Genomic DNA, 22,842 nt, shown 5'->3' on the forward strand with positions numbered 1-22,842 from the left:
TCACCTCTCATGCTATATGTTCTGTTTTTTTAATTTCATCAACACTGATATAGTAGCCTTCATCATAATCGAATGAACGATAGATTAAGCAAGCTAAAATACCAATACCACCGATTGCTGCAAGCCAGAACCAGCTAAATACTAATGCGAAACCTGCAAGACCGAAGAATCCAGACGCAATAATAGGCACACCAGAGTTACTTGGCATGTGAATTGGTTTAATATCTTCTGCTGCTGGTGTAACTGTTTCTCCGCGTTTTTTCATGTACCAGAAAGCATCAGCTTCTTTAATTTCAGGAAGCTTCGCGAAGTTGTAATGTTGTACAGGAGAGTGAGTTGCCCATTCAAGTGTACGACCATCCCATGGATCTCCAGTTGTGTCACGTTCACCGTGACGTGCACTCCAAATTACGTTGTAGCAAAGAAGTAGGAAGCCGATACCCATCATTACCGCACCAACAGATGCGATTTGGTTTAGCCATCCCCATCCAAGACTTTCAGAGTAAGTGTACATACGACGAGTCATACCGTCTAAACCTAAGAAGTACATTGGGAAGAAACAGATGTTGAATCCGCTCATAAAGATCCAGAATGTCCATTTACCTAGGCGTTCATTTAACATATGACCAGTCATTTTTGGATACCAGAATGTGAATCCAGCAAGCATAGCGAATACTGTACCTGCGATTAATACGTAGTGGAAGTGAGCGATTAGGAAGTAGCTGTTATGGTATTGATAATCAGCTGCTGCCATTCCAAGCATAACCCCTGTAACCCCACCGACTACGAAGTTTGGAATAAATGCCAATGACCAAAGCATTGGAACTGTAAAACGAATACGTCCTTTATACAGTGTAAACAACCAGTTAAAGATCTTAACCCCGGTTGGAATCGAAATCGCCATTGTCGAAATCGAGAAGAATGAGTTAACCGCTGGACCTGCACCCATCGTGAAGAAGTGGTGAAGCCATACGACGAAACTTAGTAAAGAAATTGCAACCATTGAGTATACCATCGCACTGTAACCGAATAGACGCTTACGTGAGAATGTACTAATGATTTCAGAGAAAATACCGAATGCCGGTAAAATAACGATATATACTTCAGGGTGACCCCATACCCAGAACAGGTTGGCCCATAACATCGGCATACCGCCGCTCGCCATCGTAAAGAAGTGAGCATCGAATAGACGGTCAAATGTCATTAATGCAAGAGCAACTGTTAATACTGGGAAAGCGAAAATAATGATAATTGTTGTAATTAAGATTGACCAAGTAAACATTGGCATTCTCATTAAAGTCATACCAGGTGTACGCATTTTTAAGATAGTAACAAGGAAGTTAATACCGGTCATTAGCGTACCGAGACCTGAAATCTGTAATGCAATTGCGTAGTAGTTATTTCCTACGCCCGAAGTAAACTCTGTACCTGCCATTGGGAAGTAAGAAGTCCACCCAGCGTCTGGAGAACCACCGATTACGAAAGCGATGTTGAATAACATTGCTCCGACAAAGAATAACCAGAAACTTAAAGCATTTAAGAACGGATATGCAACGTCACGAGCACCAATTTGTAATGGTACTACAAGGTTCATTAATCCCATAACGAATGGCATTGCCATGAAAAGAATCATTACTGTACCATGTGTTGTAAAGATCCCGTTATAGTGTTCAGCGTTTAAATAAGTTGTTTCTGGGAATGTTAACTGTGCACGGATCATTAAACCATCCATACCACCACGGAATAACATGATAACCGCAGAAATAATATACATAGCTCCGATTTTTTTATGGTCAACAGTTGTTAACCATTCGTCCCAAAGCCATTTCCATTTTTTATACTTTGTTAGTACGAAAATGATTGCTAATGTCACAAGAACGATAGAAGCGTCTGCACCGTAAATAATCGGGTCACCTGTGACAAAGAATTCATCAAGCTTCACTGTGTTCACTCCAATCTGTTGGAATAATAGCTATTATTTTTTGTTTTTGTAGTAGTTGTAATCACAATATTCAAGTGATTTTGGATCTACATAACTTAAGTGGTGACTAGAGAATGTCATACGACCAACTACACCAGGTTTAACAATTTCGTTGTACTTAGCTTCTGTTAGTTTAGGAGCAGTTTCTTGTACTTCTTTAACCCACTTGTCATATTTCTCTTTAGTTTTTGCTTCAACTTCGAACTCCATGTGTGTGAATCCTTCACCAGAGAAGTTCGCACTACGGCCTAGGTAAGAACCTGGCTTATCAGCTTGTAAATAAAGATCCATAATCATGCCATCCATTGTGTACTTCATACCACCAAGTTCTGGTACCCAGAAAGCATTCATTGGGCCGACAGAAGTCAGTTTGAATTGAATTGGTACACCAGCTGGGATGTTTAAATAGTTAACGGTTTCAATTTTTTCCTCTGGGTAACTGAATAACCATTTCCAGTTTGCAGATGTAACATAAATTTCAACTGGTTTAATATGTTTGGACTCTTTCGGAACCTCTTCCGAAGCATAAGTTGCTTTTACTGTTGGAATCGATAATGCGATAACGATAATAACAGGAACAAGCGTCCAAATAATTTCTAGTAATGTGTTACCGTGTTGTTCAGGTGGCTCATAGTCCATATTCTCTGGTTTTTCACGATAACGAATCAAGATGACTGTAAACAGAATGAATACAATTGCGATAATTAATGACATAAGCAAGAATGACCAAACAATTAAATCATACTGTGCTTTTGCAACAGGTCCTTGCGGATTTAATACTGCGAGTTTTTTATCACAGCCACCGAGGAACAGAAGTAATGATAACGGAAGAAGCGAAGCCAACTTCCAAAACGCTTTCTTTAGTTGCACGATTGAAAATCTCCTTTCTCCTTGGATTGAAACTATGCCAATAAAACAATATAAACCTATTAATTTATAGAAGGCAATAGTTTTTGATATATTGTTAAAAAATAGACACAAATGCACACTTTTTAAGGTGAATATCATTTGTAACTTGATTACATTGTAAACTATTTTCCAGAGAAAAACGTGATTGTGAAAATTTTAAGATAAATAAAGTTATACCAGGATATCCAAGAAATAGAAAAAAGCTATCTTATCATAAGAAAGATAGCTGAATATTTTGTATATTTAGTTTATTTCTCGTATGACAGTTCGTGGCTGTTCAAGTGTGACAATTTTTTTATATTTAACTTGATATAAAATGTAACAAATAATCATAAATGGAATGCCACAATAAAGAGCAATTCTTTGATCTGGAATGAAAGCCAAACTAACAAATGTAATGAAATTCAGCGAAAACGCTACGATTGGAACTAGTGGATAGAGCGGTGTACGATATTTTAAATCATTTATGTTGCCACCGTTTTTCACGAAATTTCTACGGAAGAAAAACTGTGAAGCGGCGATTGACATCCAAACGACAACGGCAGCCATTGCTGCAATAGATGTTAAAACTAGAAAGACAGTATCTGCCGCAAATACACTTGTTAGTAAGGACAGGCTAGCGAAAATTAGGCTGAAAATTAATGCATTTAGCGGTACACCTTTTTCAGTTAATTTCGTAAATGCTGGACTTGCCATTCCTTGTTTTGCCATCGCCCACAGCATACGAGAATTTGCGTAGAGACCAGAGTTAGCAACGGATAATACAGCTGTAATAATAACAAAGTTCATAATGTCTGCTGCATATGGGACACCGGCTACATCAAATACAAGTACAAAGGGACTTTCGACTAGATTAGCCTCTTGCCATGGGAGTAAACCTACAACAACTGATATCGCTAAGACGAAGAAGAAGAGAGTTCGCCAAATTGTGTTTTTAATTGCTTTTGGAATTGTTTTTTCAGGATTTTCACTTTCGCCTGAAGCGATTCCGATTAATTCTGTTCCTTGGAAGGAGTAATTTACTGTAATCATCGTAAGAAGAACAGCTAATGCACCATTTGGAAATAGCCCGCCATTTTCAGTGAGATTATGAAGCATTGGGGCTGGCTTTCCATTAAAGTCTAGTAGACCGAACATAACAGCGCCGCCAAGTACGATGAAAATAACAATTGTTGCGACTTTTACACTTGCGAACCAAAACTCTGCTTCTGCATATGCTTTTGCTGATAAAGCGTTTACGAGGAAGAGTGCTGCTGCAAATGTAACGCACCAAATCCAGGAAGAAACGTCTGGAAACCAGCGTTTCATTAAAATACTTACAGTTGTTAACTCTACGCCAACTGTAACAGCCCAATTTAACCAATACATCCAACCGACAACAAATCCAAAACCAGGTGAAATGAATTTGCTTGCATAACTTTGGAATGAACCTGCTTCTGGCATAGCGACGGATAATTCACCAAGACATAACATCGTTAAATACATAACAAATCCACCGACTAAAAATGCGAGAATAGCACCGCCAGGTCCGGCATTATGGACAATTTGACCAGATCCCATAAATAACCCGGTTCCGATAACACCGCCGAGTGCAATCATAAATAGGTGTCTACTTTTCATTGTTCGTTTTAAATCTGTTTGTTCAATTTGTTGATTCATATGCCCCTCACCCCGTATTTTCTTGAATGTGTGAACTTCGTTTTATTCTGAGTTTTTAATCATTAGTGGGGGATGCAACACACACTCGGTTTATTTGCTATGAAATGAATGGAGTATGTAAAAAAACGAACTATGACTAAATACTCTAAGAATGTTTGTTAACATGGTGATATCTTCACTATGTTAACAATTTTGATTTTAGCAAAATATTCTGTAAATGTATATTTATTTTTCTTTTTATTAAAAATAATTAGAATTTTTATAATTAATTCTATGAGCGATAATTCACATGATCTTTCTAGCAAACTAGTAAGAAGAAGGGTACAATGATAAGAGGTGTATCTGTAAAATAATAATTAATGGAGTTTTGTTTATAATGAAAAAGTTAAAATATCTTTTTGTTTTTGGGATTATACTTGCTGCTGCATTTTTTATAGGAAAAGATAAAATCATGCAAAAGGCGCAAGTTCTACGCTTAGAGTTTCTATCTGAAATGAAAGAAGCAGCTATGATTGAAGATGTTCCGTTTATTAAACAATTACCAGAATTGCCTAGAGGGTGTGAAGTGACAAGTTTAGCTATGTTGCTGCAATATAAAGGTGTACAAGTAGATAAGATGCAACTTGCTAGCGAAATTCATCGTGTTCCATTTGAACAAAATGGTTTGCGTGGAAATCCTTACGAGGGATTTGTGGGAAATATTTATACAAAGGCAGAGCCTGGATATGGTGTATACAATAAACCAATCTTTGATTTAGCAGAAAAATATGTTCCTGAAAAAGTAATTAATTTAACAGGTAGAGACATGCAAGATATATATAAAGTAATTAGTTCTGGTTCTCCGGTATGGGTCATTATTAATACGACGTTTAAGCCGCTAGCTGAAAGTAGTTTTGAAACATGGAATACGAGTTCAGGCGAAGTGAAAATTACATATTATGAGCATAGTGCAGTAGTAATTGGATATGATCAAAACTTTGTATATGTAAATGATCCTCTTAAAAATAATCCACGTTTGGCTGTTCCGCGAGCAGAATTTGAGAAAGCTTGGGAGCAAATGGGAAAACAAGCAATTACTATTTTATAATAATGAAAAAGTCATCTTTGGATGGCTTTTTCTTTTTGGTTTATTAACACTGAAAATTCAGAAGATTCTTTTAAAAGTTAACGATTCACGTTATAATAACATTTAACTTGGTGAAGAAGGGGAGAAGAGAAATGGATGTTGCAAAGGAACTTGTTTTGTCAAAAAATCAGTTAGTTGAGTGGAGAAGGCATTTTCATAAGTATCCAGAGTTATCTTTTCAAGAAGAGAAAACATCGCAGTTTGTGTTCGATATACTTCGGAAATTCCCATATTTAGAAGTGTCACGGCCGACTAAATATAGTGTGATGGCAAAGCTAGTAGGTAAACATCCGGGCAAAACAGTTGCGATTCGAGCCGATATGGATGCTCTTCCTATTCATGAAGAAAATGAGTTTGATTTTATTTCTACATATAAAGGTGTAATGCATGCATGTGGTCATGATGGACATATAGCGATATTACTTGGGGTTGTACATAAGTTGGTAGAAGAAAGAGAGAAGATTAAAGGGGAGATTCGTTTTCTATTCCAACATGCTGAAGAGAATTTTCCTGGTGGTGCAGAGGAGATGGTTGCTGCAGGTGTAATGGAAGGTGTGGATTATATTATTGGTGCTCACCTTTGGGCGTCGTTAGAGGTTGGGAAAATAGGTGTTATTTATGGTCCTGCAATGGCTGCACCGGATGTTTTTAAAATTAAGATAGAGGGAAAAGGTGGACATGCTGGAATCCCTCATGAAACGGTGGATAGTATTGCAATCGGAACACAAGTCGTTTCGCAACTTCAGCAAATTGTATCTCGCCTCACGAATCCATTAGATTCTCTCGTAATATCTGTTACGCAATTTCATGCTGGGACAACTCATAATGTAATACCAGAGCAAGCTGAGATTGAAGGGACAGTAAGAAGTTTAAGACATGAATTACGAGGTGAAACAGAGAAGAAGATTGAGCGGATTGTGAAGCATATTACGGAATCTTACGGAGCAAAATATACATTTTCATATGAATATGGATATCGACCAGTTGTAAATGATTATGAAGCTACAGAGCTTATTGAACAAACGGCATTACAACTTTATGGAAGGGATAGAGTTGTTCGTTTACAGCCGACGATGGCTGGAGAAGATTTTTCAGCGTTTTTACAAAAGGCACCGGGGACATTCTTTTTTATCGGAGCGGGAAATAAAGAGAAAGGTATTATATATCCTCACCATCACCCTCGTTTTACGATTGACGAAGATGCATTACCGATTGGAGTGGAAGTCTTTGTATCAGCCATTATGAACTTTATAAGTAAAGGAGAATGAGATGAAGAAAATACACATTCTAGCGCTTATCCCAGTTCTTTGTTTAGTAGTTGGGCCAATATTTGCGAATTCAGTTACTCCTTACGTATTAGGGATGCCATTTTTATTATTTTGGGTATTATTATCAGTGTTTATTACATCTTTTTGTATGGGGCTTGTGTACGTGTTTGATCCTGCTAATAAGGAGGATGTAAAATGACTGCATTACTTATCATTATTTTATTTTTGTTTCTCGCACTATTTTTAGGGGTTCGGGCACAACATGGAAAAGATATGAATTTAGAACAATGGTCAGTTGGAGGAAGAGGATTTGGCACTATTTTTGTTTTTCTCCTTATGGCAGGTGAAATTTATACGACGTTTACATTTTTAGGGGGAAGCGGCTGGGCGTATAGTAAAGGAGCACCTACCTTTTATATTTTGGGATATGGTGCTTTAGCTTATCTTTTATCGTATTTTTTATTGCCACCCATTTGGAAGTATGCGAAAGAGCATAACCTTGTTTCACAGTCAGATTTTTTTGCGAAGAAATATAGAAGTAAAGCGCTTGGACTTATTGTTTCGATTGTTGGTGTTGTTTCCATCATCCCATATCTTGTTTTACAGTTAAAAGGACTGGGAATTATCGTTTCAGAAGCTTCTTACGGAAGGGTGTCACCTGTTGTTGCAGTATGGATCGGTGCTATTGTTATAACTATATATGTAATGATTTCAGGTATACATGGTTCGGCTTGGACGGCTGCTTTGAAGGATATTATGATACTGTTTATCGTTATGTTTTTAGGTATATATTTGCCGTATCATTATTATGGAGGATTTCAGCCGATGTTTGAGGCTGTAGAGGCAGCGAAACCGGGATTTTTATCTTTACCTGAAGAAGGAATGAGTATTTCTTGGTTTGTTTCTACTATTATATTAACGGCCCTCGGTTTTTATATGTGGCCTCATACATTTGCTTCTGCTTTTTCTGCAAAAAATGAAAAAGTATTTCGTAAAAATGCAGCAATTATGCCATTGTATTCTTTAGTTTTACTTTTCGTATTTTTTGCAGGATTTGCTGCTATATTGCAAGTTCCTGGGTTAAAGGGAGCGGATGTAGATCTTTCGTTATTCCGTCTTGCTTTACAAACTTTTGATCCTTGGTTTATTGGAATTATTGGTAGTGCGGGAGTATTAACGGCATTGGTTCCAGGGTCTATGCTTGTTATGGCGGCTTCTACACTGTTAGCAAAAAATATTTACCGAACGATAGTCCCGTCTGCTTCAGATAGACAAGTTGCTAAGATGGCAAAATTATTTGTGCCTGTAGTAACGCTCGTGGCAGTTTTATTTACATTTAAAGGAGGAGAAACAATAGGAGCACTTCTATTAATGGGATACAGTATCGTTACACAACTTTTCCCTGCACTTGTATGTAGCTTGTTTCCACGTCAAATTATTACGAAGCAAGGGGCGATTGCAGGAATGGGAGTTGGGCTATTAGTGGTCGCATATATTACCTTATCTGGTTCAACTATAGCCACGATGTTTCCGAGTTTCCCGCAGTATATAAAAGATTTGAATGTAGGTATAGTCGCATTGTTAATTAATATAATTGTGATGTTTGTAGTTAGTGGATTTACAAAAGGTGTATTTATAAAGAAAAACACTATAATAGTAGAAAAGTAATTCGTTTATCCTGCATTAACGGGCAGTAAGACCCCCACCTCAAAATTCAGCGGAAGCAAAGAAGTTAGGTGGGGATTAAACTGTCCGTAAAAGCCCGATTGGTGAGGGTTGATTAAAGTTTTACTTTATTAGAGCTATCTTTGAAAAGAGATAGCTCTTTTTTTGTATATATTTCCTTCTATTAGCGGAATCTAACTAAAAACTTGTTGAAAAGGAAGCTAGGTGGGGAAATTGTTAGAGCTTGAAGGTAACTTATTTGAAGTTATGAAAGAAATTAGGGATGAGTTAGGTTCACCTAATGATTTAACAATTAGAGAAGTTGCTCTTGCTGGGAGTTTTACACGTTGTGCGGTTGTGTTTTTATGTGGATTGACAGATAAGGATAATGTTTATAAATATGTCATTCGCACACTGCAATACGAAGAAATTATAAATGAGGAAGCTGTTGTTCAAACGTTATTGGATCGTTTTATTTCTATCGCAGAAGTGGGTGTAAAGACGAAGTTTCCAGATATTATAAATGCGATATTAGCGGGGGATACAGTTATATTAATTGATAATATTCAAACCGCTATCGTTATTAATAGTAGGGCCTGGGAGAAGCGAAGTTTAGAACCACCAGTGACAGAAGATTTAATACGCGGACCGAGAGTTGGATTAAATGAAGATATTAATGTGAATAAAATGTTAATCCGACGCAGTTTACGCGATCCAAAGTTGAGGTTCCAATCTTATATTATGGGGAAGCGATCGCAGAAAGAAGTAACCCTAGTATATATAGAAGATATTATTAATCCTCACATTGTAAAAGAGCTAGATCGCCGTCTTCAATCAATAGTGACAGATGTCGTTTTGGAAACAGGTACGATTGAACAATTAATTCAGGATAATAATTTATCCCCATTTCCACAGTTTTTGAATACAGAGAGGCCTGATAATATTATAGCCTCATTAGCGAAAGGGAAGGCGGCAATTTTAGTAGACGGATCCCCGTTTGCTCTTATTGCACCACTTGTGTTTGTTGATATTTTTCAATCTGTAGAAGATCATTACGAGCGCTGGGTGATTGGAACGTTATTAAGATTTTTACGTATGGGTTCAGGCATAATTGCGGTTTTGTTACCAGCTATGTATGTAGCACTTGTATCTTATCATCAAGGACTTATTCCTTCTAAACTGGCTTATTCAATTGCAGGTGCGAGGGAAGGTGTTCCGTTTCCTGCATATATTGAAACGTTAATGATGGCCTTGACTATGGAATTAATACGAGAAGCTGGAATCCGATTGCCGAAACCGATGGGACAAACGATAGGGATTGTAGGAGGTCTTGTAATTGGAGAAGCTGCGGTAAATGCAGGGATTGTAAATCCGTTTTTAGTTATTATTATTGCAGTTACTGCGATTGCTACGTTTTCGCTTCCTGTATATAGTATTACGATTACGTTCCGAATTTTACTTTTCGTCTTTGTATTAGCTGCAACGGCTTTTGGGCTGTATGGGATCATTCTAGCTCTGATCGCACTTGCTATTCATATTACAAATTTAACAAGTGTTGGTATACCGTATACAACTCCAATTGCTCCTGCATTTTATAAAGATTGGAAAGAAGAATTTATTCGCATGCCAAAATCGATGTTGAAAGATAGACCAGAGTACTTACAAACAAAAGATTCTACAATACGTCCAAAGGAGCGAAAATAAGTGAAACCATTTGAGTATGGCGATGAAGAGATTGGATCTCGTGAAATTGGGTTTGCGGTATCATCGACCATTATTGGTATAGGGGCATTGTCTATGCCAAGAGATATCGCTAACCAAACTTTATTTTCGGACGGTTGGATTATCTTGCTTTTGGGTGGATTGATCTGCGCGGTTTTAGGTTGGTTTGTGACGAGAGTGGCTATCTTATTTCCAAAACAAAATTTTGTTCAATATACGAGTGCGCATTTGACGAAGCCTGTTGCATACACAATTAGTAGTATTTTAGTATTAACGTTTGCTGCTTTGACAGCATATGAATCGCGAATGATTTCAGTTATTTCTCAAACGTATTTATTTAGTGATACACCAATACAACTACTGTCTTTCTTCTTCTTATTAGTTGTTATTTATGGAATAGCAGGATCAAGAGCAGCCTTATTAAGGTTAAATGTTTTATTCTTACCTATTGTTTTAATTGCGATAGTACTTCTTTCTTTATTGAATATAAATTTAATGGAAATAAATAATTTACTACCAGCTTTTCAAACGAAAGTAAGTCAATATGCTGTTGGAGTTAAAAATTCTATTTTTACGTTTATTGGATTTGAAGTAGCGTTATTTTATGCGGTTTTGCTGAATGATAAGACAGCGAAAAAAGCGCCAATGGCAGTCGCGAAAGCGGTGATGGTAAACGTGCTGTCATACATTTTAATTTATGTAACTTGTATTAGTGTTTTTACGTATATGACAACACGTGGATTGACATATCCAACAATTGAATTAGGGAAAGAAATTGAAATTGGTGGAGGATTTTTAGAAAGGTTTGATGCGATTTTTTTTACGACTTGGATTATTACTATTTATAACACTACAGCAATGTATTATGATGTCGCATCTTTATTGTTTTGTGCTATGTTTCCGAAAGTGAAGAAACATATTTTTATTTTCGTAAGTGCCCCTATTATTTTTATGGTGAATATGATACCTAGTAGTTTAAATGCTTTATCAAGTTATGGGACTTATTTAGCTTGGATAGATATGGGGTTTGTTGTGTTAGCGCCTTTGCTCGTTTTAATTGTATATAAAATAAAAAGAAGGAATGGTGGAAATGAAACACCTTCTTAAAATTATAATGGTTATGGCTTTAACTGGATTTATGAGTGGGTGTTCTGAGTTAGAAGAGATAGAAGAAAGAGGATTTGTAGTAGGAGCGGCTTACGATATCGTAAAGGAGAAGAAAGCGAATCCAATTATGAAAGGAACCTATCAGATGGTACTCCCTAGTAAATTGTCTCAACAGGGTGGACAAGGGGGTGGGGATAGCGAAAATTATATTAATGTTAGTGCAAAAGCAGATAGTGTATTTGAACAAATAAGAATAATCGCCAAAAAAATTAGTCGTACATTATTTTTCCCTCATATACAAGTGATTATTTTCTCTGAAGAATTACTTTCACATCCATACATTTTACAAAATACGTTAGATGTATATATTCGCGATCATGAGATGAGAAGAAATATTCGTTTGTTCGTTTCTAATAAAAATGCCGAAGCTATTTTAAAACAAAGTGCCAAGCCTGAAAATTTACCGGCGCAGTATATTGATATGTTAGCTGAACACCCTCCAAAAAATGCCCAAATGATTGAGGCTGCAAGAATTGGTGAGGTGCAGGAAAAGATGATCTCTAACCGAAGTTTTGTATTACCTATTCTTGAACTAACAAAACAAGGGGTACAAATGAACGGTGCAGCATTGTTTCGTGGAAAGGATAATAAGTGTGTAGGCAATTTGAGTGGGGAAGAAACATTAGGGATGAATTATATAATAGGTAAAAAAATTGGAGGTTTTTTTACCATTCGTAAAAAGGATCAACTTATTACATATGAAATTCATAAGTTACGTCGAAAAATTAAAGTATCCACAACGAATGCTACAAAACCGAAATTTAATATTCATTTATTTCTGGAAGGTACAATAGCTGAGTTGCACTTTAGTGATCATAAAAAGGTTTTGAATGAAAAACGTTTAGAGAAGGATATATCGGAAGAAATGGAGGAGCGTATTCAAAAATCGATTAAGCTTGTTCAAAAAAAATATAAGGTAGATGTATTAGAGTTAGGGGAAGTGTATAAGAGACATAATTATAAAGAATGGACAAAAATAAGTAAGAATTGGGATCAAGGCGAAAATTACTTTAGTAATGCTGAAATTACTGTTCACGTTCATCCAACAATTGAACATTCAGGTTCAGCTTTACCGAAAAGAGTGAAATAAGGTGATGAAAGTTGTTTACTGGATTAGGAATTAGTTGCACGATATTAATGGCGGTGCTGCCGGGGGCTATATATTTCATTCATAAAAAACTCACAACGTATGGAGCGCAGCCGTGGAATACTGATGTACAAAAAAAGAAACCTGAATGATTTTCAGGTTTCTTTCGGACAAAGCATATGTGAAGGGGGATGCCTTCTATGTATGCTTTGTTTTATACAAGCCCTAACCAATGTACCAATTGTGTAGAGAGGAATGTAACAACAATGGCGATAACGGTAGGGATTGCAAACGATAAGAATGTCCATTTTGCACTTTTTGTTTCTTTGTATATGTTAACCAGTGTTGTTCCGCACGGGAAATGAAGAAGTGAGAACAACATTGTGTTTAACGCTGTTAACCAAGTCCAACCATTTTCTAGGAATAGATTTTTAATTTGATTAAAATCATCTATTTCAGTTAAAGCCCCAGTTGATAAGTAAGACATTAATAAAATTGGGATTACAATTTCATTAGCAGGTAGTCCAAGAATGAATGCAGCTAGAATAAACCCGTCAAGTCCTAACATTTTAGCAAATGGATCTAGGAAATTTACAAAATACATAAGTAAGCTTGTGTCACCGATAAAAATGTTAGCAAGTAACCAAGTTAATGCAGCTGCAGGGGCAGCAACAACTATAGCTCGTTTTAAAACATAGATTGATTTATCGAGTGTTGCGCGAACAATTGTATTCCAAACTTTTGGCTTGCGGTACGGAGGTAACTCAAGTGTGTAGTGAGTTGGAACCCCTTTTAAGGCTGTTTTTGATAGTACCCAAGAAACAGTTAATGTCATAATAACACCAAGTACAACCATTCCAACTACAACGCCAGCAGTAACCAATGTTTGCATACTGCCTGTATAACCAGCAGCCATAAATAGTGAAGCCATTAAAATTAACATAGGCCAGCGACCGTTACAAGGAACGAAGTTGTTCGTTAAAATTGCTAGCATACGTTCACGTGGTGATTCAATGATACGTGTTGACATAATGGCTGCTGCATTACAACCAAATCCCATTGCCATTGTTAAAGATTGTTTCCCGTGTGCACCGGATCGTTTGAATAAGCGGTCCATATTAAACGCGACACGTGGTAAGTATCCATAGTTTTCTAATAGCGCGAACATAGGGAAAAAGATTGCCATAGGTGGTAACATAACGCTAATAACAGCACCGATACCACGGAACAAACCAAGTATTAAAATGCCATGTAACCATTCAGGTGCATGCGCTGCTTGGAACCAAGATGTTAAATATCCTTCGGCCCATCCGAAGAATTCGGCAATCATATCAGATGGTACGTTAGCGCCTGCAATTGTAAGATAAAAAATAATAGATAAAATACCGAGCATAATTGGGAATCCCCAGATTGGAGATGTGAAAATTTTATCTAGTTTTTCGGAACGATATAATTTATCAGTATTTGTATATTGGACAGATTCTTTACATATGCTTGCAGATGTTCGGTAAATATCTCCCACTATATCATCTCGTATATCTTCTTTTGAAAGTGTTTGTGCATGTTGAATAATATAGTCTAATGGAAGAGCTTTACTGGCTGAGTGAGATTCCATTAATTACGACCTCCCTTACAAGTGGTTCATTATGGTGTTTTTGAAGTGTAGTTAAGAAATTTTTATCTCCATCTAATATACGTAACGCAATCCAACGTGCTGGATACGTATCACCGAACAATTTATAAATTTGTGGTTCTAATTCCTGAATCATATTTTCGATTTTTTCGCTGTAAGTAATTTTAATTGGTGTTGGAATTAGTTTTTTATTTGCTACTTTTGCAATAACATTTAGCAAATGACCAATACCTACTCGGTTACGTGCTGAAATTTTAACGACAGGTACACCAAGTGATTTTGCTAATTTCTTTTCATCGATAACAATCCCTTTTTTCTCGGCTTCATCAATTAAGTTAATGCAAATGACTACATTGTTTGTCATCTCAATCACTTGAAGTGCTAAATTTAAATTTCTTTCCATAGCAGTTGCGTCTATAACAACTACAGTTACTTCTGGTTTTTCAAATATAATATAATCCCTCGCTACTTCTTCGTCTGCGGAATTTGAGTATAGTGAGTAGGTTCCAGGTAAATCTATTAGTGTATAATTACTTCCGTTATGTTCATATTCTCCTTCAGCTTTTAAAACAGTTTTTCCCGTCCAGTTTCCAGTATGTTGTTTTAAGCCTGTTAAAGTATTAAATAATGTACTTTTCCCTGTATTCGGGTTACCAGCTAAAGCGATACGATGTTTGCTCATCTGAAATCATCTCCTATTAATACCCCGAAAATAAGGGAGCTTTCTTCTTTACGCAGTGCAATAGTTGTGTTACTCACTTGATAAGCGACCGGATCTCCAAGTGGACTGCGTTGCAATACTTTAATCGTCGCCCCCGGGATAAATCCCAAATCTAATAAGCGTCGTTTCATAGTTCCTTCTAATTGTATCTTCTCAATTTGTACAAACTCTCCTATTTTAAATTCGGAAAGTGGTTTTATATTAGCCGATACCATAAAAGTTACCTCATCTCTATATTTTTAGTTTGAGTTTAAAAAGTTTCCTAAGGTAAACTTTTTGTTAGTAATATAGTAGACTACATTGGATTATGTTGTCAATTAGTACTTTAAAAATATTCATTTATTTTTAGAATTGTTCCAATTTATTTAGTTGTACTAAAAAATATTACTGAAATTATTTTTAATGTGCATAAATTAGGTGTGTAAAAATTACAAAATACAGCGGAATTGTAAATGTAACTTTAACGAAAAGGGAAAAAGAGAGAAAAACATTTACATTGAATTTACATTGTTAAGAATATATTTACATTGCAGCGTAGTTAGTGTGGTTTTTGTTGGGTTATTTAACTATAAATGTTGGGATTTCTAGCTTTTAAGGATTATTATCGTCATTTACTTAAAATTAAAAATTGCTTAACACTCACATAATATTGTTGTCCTACAATGAATTTGTGTTCGAAAGAAAATGAATTCGAAAAGTGATAATCCAAATGGGGGTACAAGACATGGTTATGAAAAAAGGTATTAAATTTTCTTTAGCAGCTTTAGTGGTAGCAGGAGCATTAGTTGGTTGTGGGAAAGCAGAAGATACAACTAGTAAAGACACTGCTAAAGGAAGCGATAATACAAAACAAGAATTATCAGGTACGATTGCAGCGGCTGGTTCTACAGCTCTTCTACCTCTTGCGGAGGAAGCTGGAAAGAAATTCATGGAGAAAAATTCAAAAGTTTCTATTCAAGTTCAAGGTGGCGGTAGTGGAACTGGGATTAACCAAGTAGCATCTGGTGCAGTACAAATTGGTAATTCAGATGTTCCGTCCGGAGATAAAATAAAAGATGCTGAAAAGGCGAAAGAATTAGTAGATAACAAGGTAGCGGGTATTGCATTCGCTCTTGTCGTAAATAAAGATGTAAAAGTTGATAACTTAACAATGCAACAAGTACAAGATATCTTCACTGGAAAAGTAACAAACTGGAAAGAAGTAGGCGGAAAAGATGAAAAAATCAATGTAATTAACCGTCCGGCTTCATCTGGTACACGTGCTACATTTGAAAAAACGATTATGAAAGACGCGAAAATTAATGATGGAACTGGTACAACACAAGATTCTAACGGTGCAGTAGAGCAAGCGATTAACTCTACTCCTGGTTCGGTGAGTTATTTAGCAATGTCTTACATGGTCGGCGAGAAAAAAGGCGCACTACAAACAGTGAAAATTGATGGTGCTGAACCGAAAGTTGAAAACATTGCGTCTGGTAAATATCCATTCTGGTCTTACGAATATATGGTAACAAAAGGTGAAGCGAAGGAAGCAACAAAAGCTTACATCGATTATGTAAAAGGTAAAGATTTTGAAAAGCAAGTAGAAGATATGGGCTACATTCCAATGTCTAAATTAAATAAGTAATAAAATTTTATGGGGCTGGCTGCAAGGCCAGTCCTGTTCATTTCAATCTGTGAAGTGGGGTCTGTCCTGTGATGAAGGGGAAAAAACAAATTAATTACGTAAAAAGTGAATATATAGGAAGATCACTTGTTACGTTTTGTGGTATTTTTATTGTTTTAATTACATTAGCTATTATTGCGTTTATTTGTGGGAAAGGTATTCAATCTTTTACACAAAGTGGTATCTCATTTACTGAGATGTTAACATCGACAAAATGGAATCCAAATGCTGATCAAGGATCCTTCGGGGCTTTAATTTTCATTGTAGGTTCAACGGTGGTTTCGTTAGGTGCGGTTATTATTAGTGCACCAATTGCTATAGCTCTTGCTATATTCATGAATTTAATTTCGCCAAAGTTTGGAAATAAAGTATTGAAGCCTGTTCTAGAATTGTTAGTTGGTATTCCTTCGGTTGTATACGGATTATTAGGTGTTACGATTTTAGTACCACTATTACGTGATTCGTTTGGGGGAGTAGGCTTTAGTTTAATTGCAGGTATTGTTGTATTAAGTATTATGATTTTACCTACTATTGCTAGTATCGCTTCTGATGCAATACGTTCTGTTCCATTTGATTATTTAGAAGCTTCTTATGGTCTAGGATCAACGAAATGGCAAGCGATTAGCCGAGTAATTGTTCCTGCTGCGAAGAAAGGGATTTTAACAGGTGTTGTTTTAGGTTTAGCGCGTGCTTTTGGTGAAGCGCTAGCGGTTCAAATGGTAATCGGGAATACGATTAAATTACCAGAAGGAATATATAGTCCGACAGCGACGTTAACTGGTATTTTAACAATGGACATGACGAATACATTGAACGGAACTGCTTGGAACAATGCGCTATGGACTTTAGCGATGATTTTACTTGTTATTTCATTCCTGTTTATTTTAGTAATTCGAGCGATTGGGCAAAGAGGTGAGCGATAATAATGAATGCAAGAACGGTAAATAAAGTTTGGACAGGTATCTTTTATGCGGTTGCAGCTTTAGTTGTAGCTTTGCTAGTGTTCTTAGTATTTGAAATTTTACAAAAGGGATGGGGGTTTTGGGATCCTAATTTCTTGTTTGGAGAACCAAGCAATACAAGAGCTGGTGGTGGGATTGGTCCGCAGTTATTCAATTCCTTCTACATGCTTGTTATAACGCTTATTATATCTATTCCTCTTGGATTAGGTGCTGGAATATATTTAGCAGAGTACGCAAAACAAGGACGTTTTTTAAATTTTGTTCGTCTATGTATCGAGACAATGGCATCTTTACCTTCTATTGTTGTTGGTTTATTTGGTTTGTTAGTGTTCGTTACAATGACAGGTTGGGGATACACAGTAATGGGTGGTGCTCTTGCTTTAACTATTTTAAATTTACCAGGTTTAACGCGTGTTTGTGAAAATGCGATTTCAGAAGTTCCTCATAATGTAAAAGAGGCAAGTCTTGGATTAGGTGCAACGAAGTGGCAAACAATCGCTCGTATTATTATCCCATCGTCATTACCACAAATTATTACAGGGATTATTTTAGCGGCGGGTCGTATATTTGGGGAAGCGGCAGCATTAATTTACACAGCGGGTTTAACATCCCCGATTTTAAATTCAGCAGCGGATTTCTCAAGTCCTGCGCATCCTTTAAATCCGTTTAGACCAGCTGAAACATTAGCGGTTCACATTTGGAAATTAAATTCTGAAGGAGTTATTCCAGATGCGAAGTTGATTGCGACAAAATCTGCAGCTGTATTAATTATTATGGTATTACTATTCAATGTTATTTCACGCTTGATAGCATCTATATTACACAAGCGCTTTACAGGAACGAAAAGAAAAAGTAAAACAACGAAAAAGGTAAAAGCGGCATAAATTATGAAGAAGAACTCTCTATTTATAAGTAGGGGGTTCTTTTGTATTTTAATATAGAAGGAATGGATGTAATGATTGTTGAATTTGTGATTAATTATAAAGAAGAACAGATGTAATTTAGATTGTGGGTTCTAGTAAACCTATAGAGCAATATGTGGAAAAAATGATGGATTATATGACTAAATAGAGAAAAGGCGTTATCTTCATTTGTGAAGATAACGCCTTTTGTTTTTAAATATCAGGTGTTTCTGTAGAAGTGCTTATTTTCCTACGGGAGCGTCTTTTTCTCCCGATTTTATCTAATAGTTCATACATAACTGGAACGACTACTAATGTAAGAGCAGTTGAGACTGCCAAACCGCCGATGACAACGACGGCTAAACTTTTTGATACCATACTTCCTGCTTGGGATTGGCCAAATAGGAGTGGGAGCATAGCAACGATTGTTGTAATAGCTGTCATAATAATTGGGCGTAGTCTAGTAGAACCTGCTTCAAGTAAGGCTTCTCTAGTTTCCATTCCATGTTCCCGATTTTGTTGGACTCTTTCTATTAATACAATAGCGTTTGTAACAACAATCCCGATTAACATTAATGCGCCGATCAAGGAATTTACATCAACAGGTGTTCGTGAAATGATTAATCCTAAAATACCACCGACAGCAGCTAATGGTAAGGAGAATAGGATTGCAAAAGGAGCACGTGCTTGCCCGAAGGTGATAACCATAATTAAATATACAATCCCGATTGCAATCCCCATAATTTTGAATAAATCTGTAAAATTCTCTTGCATAGATTCAGTAGCTCCTGCGATATTTACTTTTGCACCACCAGGTAAATCTAAGTCAGTCATCGCTTTATTTACTGCTGTGTTTACTTTACTCAAATCTTCATTTGAAGCTTCGGCTGTAATTTGGATTGTTTCTTTTCCGTCTTTATGGAAAATTTCTGTTTGCGTTTGTTTTTCTGAAATAGTTGCGATGTCTTTTAAAGGTATTGGTCCATTAATAGGTGATAGTATGTTTGTATTTAAAATATCTTCTTGTTTATTAATGTTTTCTTTTTTGTGTTCTATCATAATAGTAGCTTTTTCATTATTAATTGTAATTTCGCCAATAGGTGATTTCTTCATAAGGAATGCTACTTGTTGCGCAGCTATTTCTGGTGTTAAACCTAGTTGTTCAGCCTTTGTTTGATCAATATGAATTTGCCATTCTTTTTTAGAGTCTTCTAAATTTGTTTTTACTTTAGAAAGATCATCCATGCTTTTTAGTTTTGTTTCAACGATAGTAGCCGCCTCTTTTAAATCCGCTTCGTTAGTAGCTGTTACGTTAAATTGTAAGTTATTGCCGCCGCCAGAGCTTGAATAACTTGTTTTTATATAATCAAGTTCAGCAGGCTCAAAAGTTTTATTTTCCTTTTTTAACTCTTTAATATATTGATCAATATCAGAACCTTTTTTAAAGACTACGAATATACTAGCGAGGTTATTTTTAGTTGTTTGCCCCCATTGTACATCTTCTGCGCTAGATCCCATTCGTAAAATAACGTCTGTTATATCTGAATTAGAAAGTAATTTCTTTTCAAAATCAAATGCTTTTTGTTTTTGAGATTCAGTATTATAATCGGCAGGAAATGTCATGTTAATAGATAACATTGTGTCGTCTTCAGATTTTATGTTTGCTTTCGGTAGTAATATATAAGCTGCAATTGATCCTACAAATAATAAAAATGCAATAAGTAGAATAATGAATTTATGAGAAAGAGCCCACTTTAATGTAGCGACATATCGTGATGAAGAACTTGGCTTTCGATGCTTTGTTTTTTTGAGTAGTAAAAAAGCCATAAGTGGAACAACTGTTAGTGCAACGATTAAGGATGATAGTATAGAATATACAACTGCTAATACCATAGGTAACATTAATTTTCCGATTGCTCCTGATACGAGGCCGATAGGTAAAAAAACAGCGACCGTTGTTAAAGTAGAAGAAGTAATTGCGACTGCGACTTCTTTCGTTGCATCGAGAATGATATCTTTAGAGAAAGAATCTTTTTGTAAACGGCGGAAAATATTCTCGATGACAACGATACTATCATCGACGAGACGGCCAACCGCAACAGCTAAACCACCGAGGGTTAAAATGTTAAGCGTAATGTTAGATTGATGTAGTAAAAAGAGTGTTAATAAAATGGATAATGGAATACTGACAACAGCGATGAGTGTTGTTCGGAAGTTACGTAAAAAGATTAAGATAATTAGAGTTGCAGCGATTGCTCCAAGTATTACTTCTTTTCCCATGCTAGTAACAGCATTTTCAACTTGTTCATGGGTTGAAGCCAAAAGTTTAATGGAAAATTGATCTTTATATTCCTTATCTATCTCTTTAACTTTTTTATCAATCTCTTTTCCAATGGCAACTGCATTTTTACTCGGTTCTTTCATGATGATTAATCCTGTGCCTTCTTCTCCGTTTATATGTGAGATTGTATCGTAGTGTTGTTTGATTTCAATTTGAGCAATGTCTTGCAATTTCACTTGGGGTGCCACAGTGATGTTTTTAATGTCATTTACATTTTTTATGTCCCCAATGACGCGGAGGTTGTATTCTTCCTGATTAACAGTAATTGCCCCAGCTGGAGTAGAAGTTTCTTTTCCTTGTAAAACAGTTAGTACCTGCTGTGATGTTACGTTTTTGTTTTTTAATTGGTTCGGATCAAGTACGATAGATAATTCAGAGGTGGATTTTCCGAAAAACATAACGTTGGCAACACCATCAATGTTTTCGAGTTGTGGTACGATTTCTTTTTCAATTTGTTTTTCATCTGCTTTTGAAAAACCGTTTTGTTTCTGGATAGTAATTTGAGCGAGTGGAATCATAGAAGTGTTTAATTGACTAACTACGGGCTTGGTTACATCTTTAGGTAATTTAATTGTATTGACGGCTTTTTCGACTTCGCGTGCTGCATCTTTCATGTTTGCTTTTGATGTATACGCAATGTCGATACGTGATAATCCCTCGTATGTAGAAGAAGTAATGGTGTCGACGTGTTCTAAATTGCGAAATTGTTTTTCGAGAGGATCAGTTACATCCTTTGTCATCGTTTCAGCGTCGAGTCCTTGAGATAAGGTTGTGACGGTAATTGCTGGATTGTCGATACTCGGTAAAAATTCCATAGGTAATTTAGAGCGGGAATAAACACCGAGTATGGAAATGAGAAAAATCATGATGATAATGGCAGCTCGGTTTTTTAATGAAAACTTTGTTAACCTATCCATAAAATAATTCCTCCATTGGTTTATTTATAGTTGAGTGCGTCCTTTCTTACTATATAACAAAAAATGGATATTTTTCGTTAATTAAATGTAAAAAAATTCTAACAATATCCTTAAGTTTGTATTAGGATTGGAATGTTGTTAATTTGTAGGGGGTAAATTTTTGAATGAGAAGGAAGGGGGTAATGCGCGCGAGTGGCTGTTTAATGTAGACGGGATTTTTTCTTAAGGCTAATTTGTATAGTTATTTTATAGAAGGATAATGATTATAAGCTTTAATATAGAAGAGAATGAAAATTTGGGAAGGTATTGTGAAATGCAATTTGGTTGAACGGAGTGTATTAGCATACAATTAGAATAACTATTTTCAGTAGTAAGGATAATAGTTACTTCTATAGAAGAAAGTAGGGTAGATAATTTTTTTATATTTTTATAAAAAAACACTTGTTATTTAAAAGTTGTGATGGTATATTAATAAACGTCGCTGATGCGGAAACGCAGAAAACGACAAAAAAGAAATTTTAAAACTTAGTTGACATCGAAAAATTAAGATGTTAATATGATGAAGTCGCTTCTGAAGCGGCGGACAAGTTCTTTGAAAACTGAACGAAACAAACAACGTGAAACGTCAATTTTTATTTTAGATGCTAGACAAACTAACTTTATTGGAGAGTTTGATCCTGGCTCAGGATGAACGCTGGCGGCGTGCCTAATACATGCAAGTCGAGCGAATGGATTAAGAGCTTGCTCTTATGAAGTTAGCGGCGGACGGGTGAGTAACACGTGGGTAACCTGCCCATAAGACTGGGATAACTCCGGGAAACCGGGGCTAATACCGGATAACATTTTGAACCGCATGGTTCGAAATTGAAAGGCGGCTTCGGCTGTCACTTATGGATGGACCCGCGTCGCATTAGCTAGTTGGTGAGGTAACGGCTCACCAAGGCAACGATGCGTAGCCGACCTGAGAGGGTGATCGGCCACACTGGGACTGAGACACGGCCCAGACTCCTACGGGAGGCAGCAGTAGGGAATCTTCCGCAATGGACGAAAGTCTGACGGAGCAACGCCGCGTGAGTGATGAAGGCTTTCGGGTCGTAAAACTCTGTTGTTAGGGAA

The 22,842-nt window shown here is 36.3% G+C and carries 18 protein-coding genes, 1 rRNA gene and 1 pseudogene; 13 read left to right on the forward strand and 7 right to left on the reverse strand.

Annotated features, from left to right (window positions below; translation table 11 throughout):
* Nucleotides 1–7: 7 nt before the first annotated feature.
* The 3 genes from qoxB to MR107_RS10825 all read right to left on the reverse strand — a co-directional run bounded on the left by qoxB (nt 8) and on the right by MR107_RS10825 (nt 4,549).
* Nucleotides 8–1,942: a cytochrome aa3 quinol oxidase subunit I gene (gene qoxB / locus MR107_RS10815; RefSeq protein ID WP_000762366.1), complete on the reverse strand. Its 1,935-nt coding sequence runs from the start codon at nt 1,940–1,942 to the stop codon at nt 8–10.
* Nucleotides 1,943–1,975: 33 nt separating this feature from the next.
* A complete protein-coding gene (locus MR107_RS10820) occupies nt 1,976–2,851 on the reverse strand; it encodes a cytochrome aa3 quinol oxidase subunit II (RefSeq protein ID WP_001176165.1) in 876 nt (291 codons plus the stop codon).
* Between the two features lie 282 nt (nt 2,852–3,133).
* Nucleotides 3,134–4,549, reverse strand: a complete 1,416-nt coding sequence (locus MR107_RS10825; RefSeq protein WP_242292360.1) for an amino acid permease — start codon at nt 4,547–4,549, stop codon at nt 3,134–3,136.
* A 376-nt stretch (nt 4,550–4,925) separates the two neighbouring features.
* On the opposite strand from MR107_RS10825, the gene MR107_RS10830 reads away from it, so the two are divergent.
* The 8 genes from MR107_RS10830 to MR107_RS10865 all read left to right on the forward strand — a co-directional run bounded on the left by MR107_RS10830 (nt 4,926) and on the right by MR107_RS10865 (nt 12,736).
* Complete coding sequence (locus MR107_RS10830) at nt 4,926–5,636, forward strand: C39 family peptidase (protein ID WP_000734488.1); 711 nt, start codon at nt 4,926–4,928, stop codon at nt 5,634–5,636.
* Between the two features lie 131 nt (nt 5,637–5,767).
* Entirely contained in the window at nt 5,768–6,943 is a 1,176-nt protein-coding gene (locus MR107_RS10835) for an amidohydrolase (protein WP_000382128.1), read from the forward strand.
* Nucleotide 6,944: 1 nt separating this feature from the next.
* Nucleotides 6,945–7,142 carry a DUF3311 domain-containing protein gene (locus MR107_RS10840; RefSeq protein ID WP_000719833.1) on the forward strand — a complete coding sequence of 66 codons (198 nt, stop codon included), beginning with the start codon at nt 6,945–6,947 and terminating at the stop codon, nt 7,140–7,142.
* A complete protein-coding gene (locus tag MR107_RS10845) occupies nt 7,139–8,611 on the forward strand; it encodes a sodium:solute symporter family protein (RefSeq protein WP_227899931.1) in 1,473 nt (490 codons plus the stop codon). The genes MR107_RS10840 and MR107_RS10845 overlap by 4 nt, the downstream gene beginning before the upstream one ends.
* A gap of 222 nt (nt 8,612–8,833) precedes the next feature.
* The gene (gene gerLA / locus MR107_RS10850; RefSeq protein ID WP_157673772.1) at nt 8,834–10,312 is read left to right on the forward strand and encodes a spore germination protein GerLA; all 1,479 of its coding nucleotides are present in this window, start codon (nt 8,834–8,836) and stop codon (nt 10,310–10,312) included.
* The gene (gene gerLB / locus MR107_RS10855; protein ID WP_000802005.1) at nt 10,313–11,437 is read left to right on the forward strand and encodes a spore germination protein GerLB; all 1,125 of its coding nucleotides are present in this window, start codon (nt 10,313–10,315) and stop codon (nt 11,435–11,437) included. It begins immediately after the preceding gene.
* Nucleotides 11,421–12,587, forward strand: a complete 1,167-nt coding sequence (gene gerLC, locus MR107_RS10860; protein WP_000681628.1) for a spore germination protein GerLC — start codon at nt 11,421–11,423, stop codon at nt 12,585–12,587. The genes gerLB and gerLC overlap by 17 nt, the downstream gene beginning before the upstream one ends.
* Before the next feature lie 11 nt (nt 12,588–12,598).
* The gene (locus tag MR107_RS10865; RefSeq protein WP_000493991.1) at nt 12,599–12,736 is read left to right on the forward strand and encodes a hypothetical protein; all 138 of its coding nucleotides are present in this window, start codon (nt 12,599–12,601) and stop codon (nt 12,734–12,736) included.
* Between the two features lie 62 nt (nt 12,737–12,798).
* Here the strand turns inward: MR107_RS10865 and MR107_RS10870 are convergent, their stop codons facing one another.
* Genes MR107_RS10870 through MR107_RS10880 form a run of 3 tightly spaced genes read right to left on the reverse strand, consistent with a single transcriptional unit; the run spans nt 12,799 to nt 15,153 of the window.
* A complete protein-coding gene (locus tag MR107_RS10870) occupies nt 12,799–14,199 on the reverse strand; it encodes a nucleoside recognition domain-containing protein (RefSeq protein ID WP_000443605.1) in 1,401 nt (466 codons plus the stop codon).
* Nucleotides 14,177–14,899 carry a FeoB small GTPase domain-containing protein gene (locus MR107_RS10875; protein ID WP_242292361.1) on the reverse strand — a complete coding sequence of 241 codons (723 nt, stop codon included), beginning with the start codon at nt 14,897–14,899 and terminating at the stop codon, nt 14,177–14,179. The genes MR107_RS10870 and MR107_RS10875 overlap by 23 nt, the downstream gene beginning before the upstream one ends.
* Nucleotides 14,896–15,153: a FeoA family protein gene (locus MR107_RS10880; RefSeq protein WP_000252982.1), complete on the reverse strand. Its 258-nt coding sequence runs from the start codon at nt 15,151–15,153 to the stop codon at nt 14,896–14,898. Before MR107_RS10880 ends, MR107_RS10875 begins: the two co-directional genes overlap by 4 nt.
* A 509-nt stretch (nt 15,154–15,662) precedes the next feature.
* On the opposite strand from MR107_RS10880, the gene MR107_RS10885 reads away from it, so the two are divergent.
* The 4 genes and pseudogenes from MR107_RS10885 to MR107_RS31955 all read left to right on the forward strand — a co-directional run.
* Nucleotides 15,663–16,565, forward strand: a complete 903-nt coding sequence (locus tag MR107_RS10885) for a phosphate ABC transporter substrate-binding protein PstS family protein (RefSeq protein ID WP_000245108.1) — start codon at nt 15,663–15,665, stop codon at nt 16,563–16,565.
* A 71-nt stretch (nt 16,566–16,636) separates the two neighbouring features.
* The gene (gene pstC / locus MR107_RS10890; RefSeq protein ID WP_000676676.1) at nt 16,637–17,527 is read left to right on the forward strand and encodes a phosphate ABC transporter permease subunit PstC; all 891 of its coding nucleotides are present in this window, start codon (nt 16,637–16,639) and stop codon (nt 17,525–17,527) included.
* Between the two features lie 2 nt (nt 17,528–17,529).
* Nucleotides 17,530–18,450 (forward strand): phosphate ABC transporter permease PstA, encoded by a 921-nt coding sequence (gene pstA, locus MR107_RS10895; RefSeq protein WP_098919687.1) that lies wholly within the window; start codon nt 17,530–17,532, stop codon nt 18,448–18,450.
* A gap of 121 nt (nt 18,451–18,571) precedes the next feature.
* Nucleotides 18,572–18,637, forward strand: a pseudogene (locus MR107_RS31955) (AAA family ATPase); the annotation flags it as partial.
* Between the two features lie 44 nt (nt 18,638–18,681).
* Here the strand turns inward: MR107_RS31955 and MR107_RS10900 are convergent.
* The gene (locus MR107_RS10900; protein ID WP_242292362.1) at nt 18,682–21,726 is read right to left on the reverse strand and encodes an efflux RND transporter permease subunit; all 3,045 of its coding nucleotides are present in this window, start codon (nt 21,724–21,726) and stop codon (nt 18,682–18,684) included.
* A gap of 659 nt (nt 21,727–22,385) precedes the next feature.
* On the opposite strand from MR107_RS10900, the gene MR107_RS10905 reads away from it, so the two are divergent.
* Nucleotides 22,386–22,842, forward strand: a 16S ribosomal RNA gene (locus tag MR107_RS10905); the annotation flags it as partial.

The sequence above is a fragment of the Bacillus cereus group sp. BfR-BA-01441 genome (assembly GCF_022663075.1).
Lineage (GTDB): Bacteria > Bacillota > Bacilli > Bacillales > Bacillaceae_G > Bacillus_A > Bacillus_A cereus.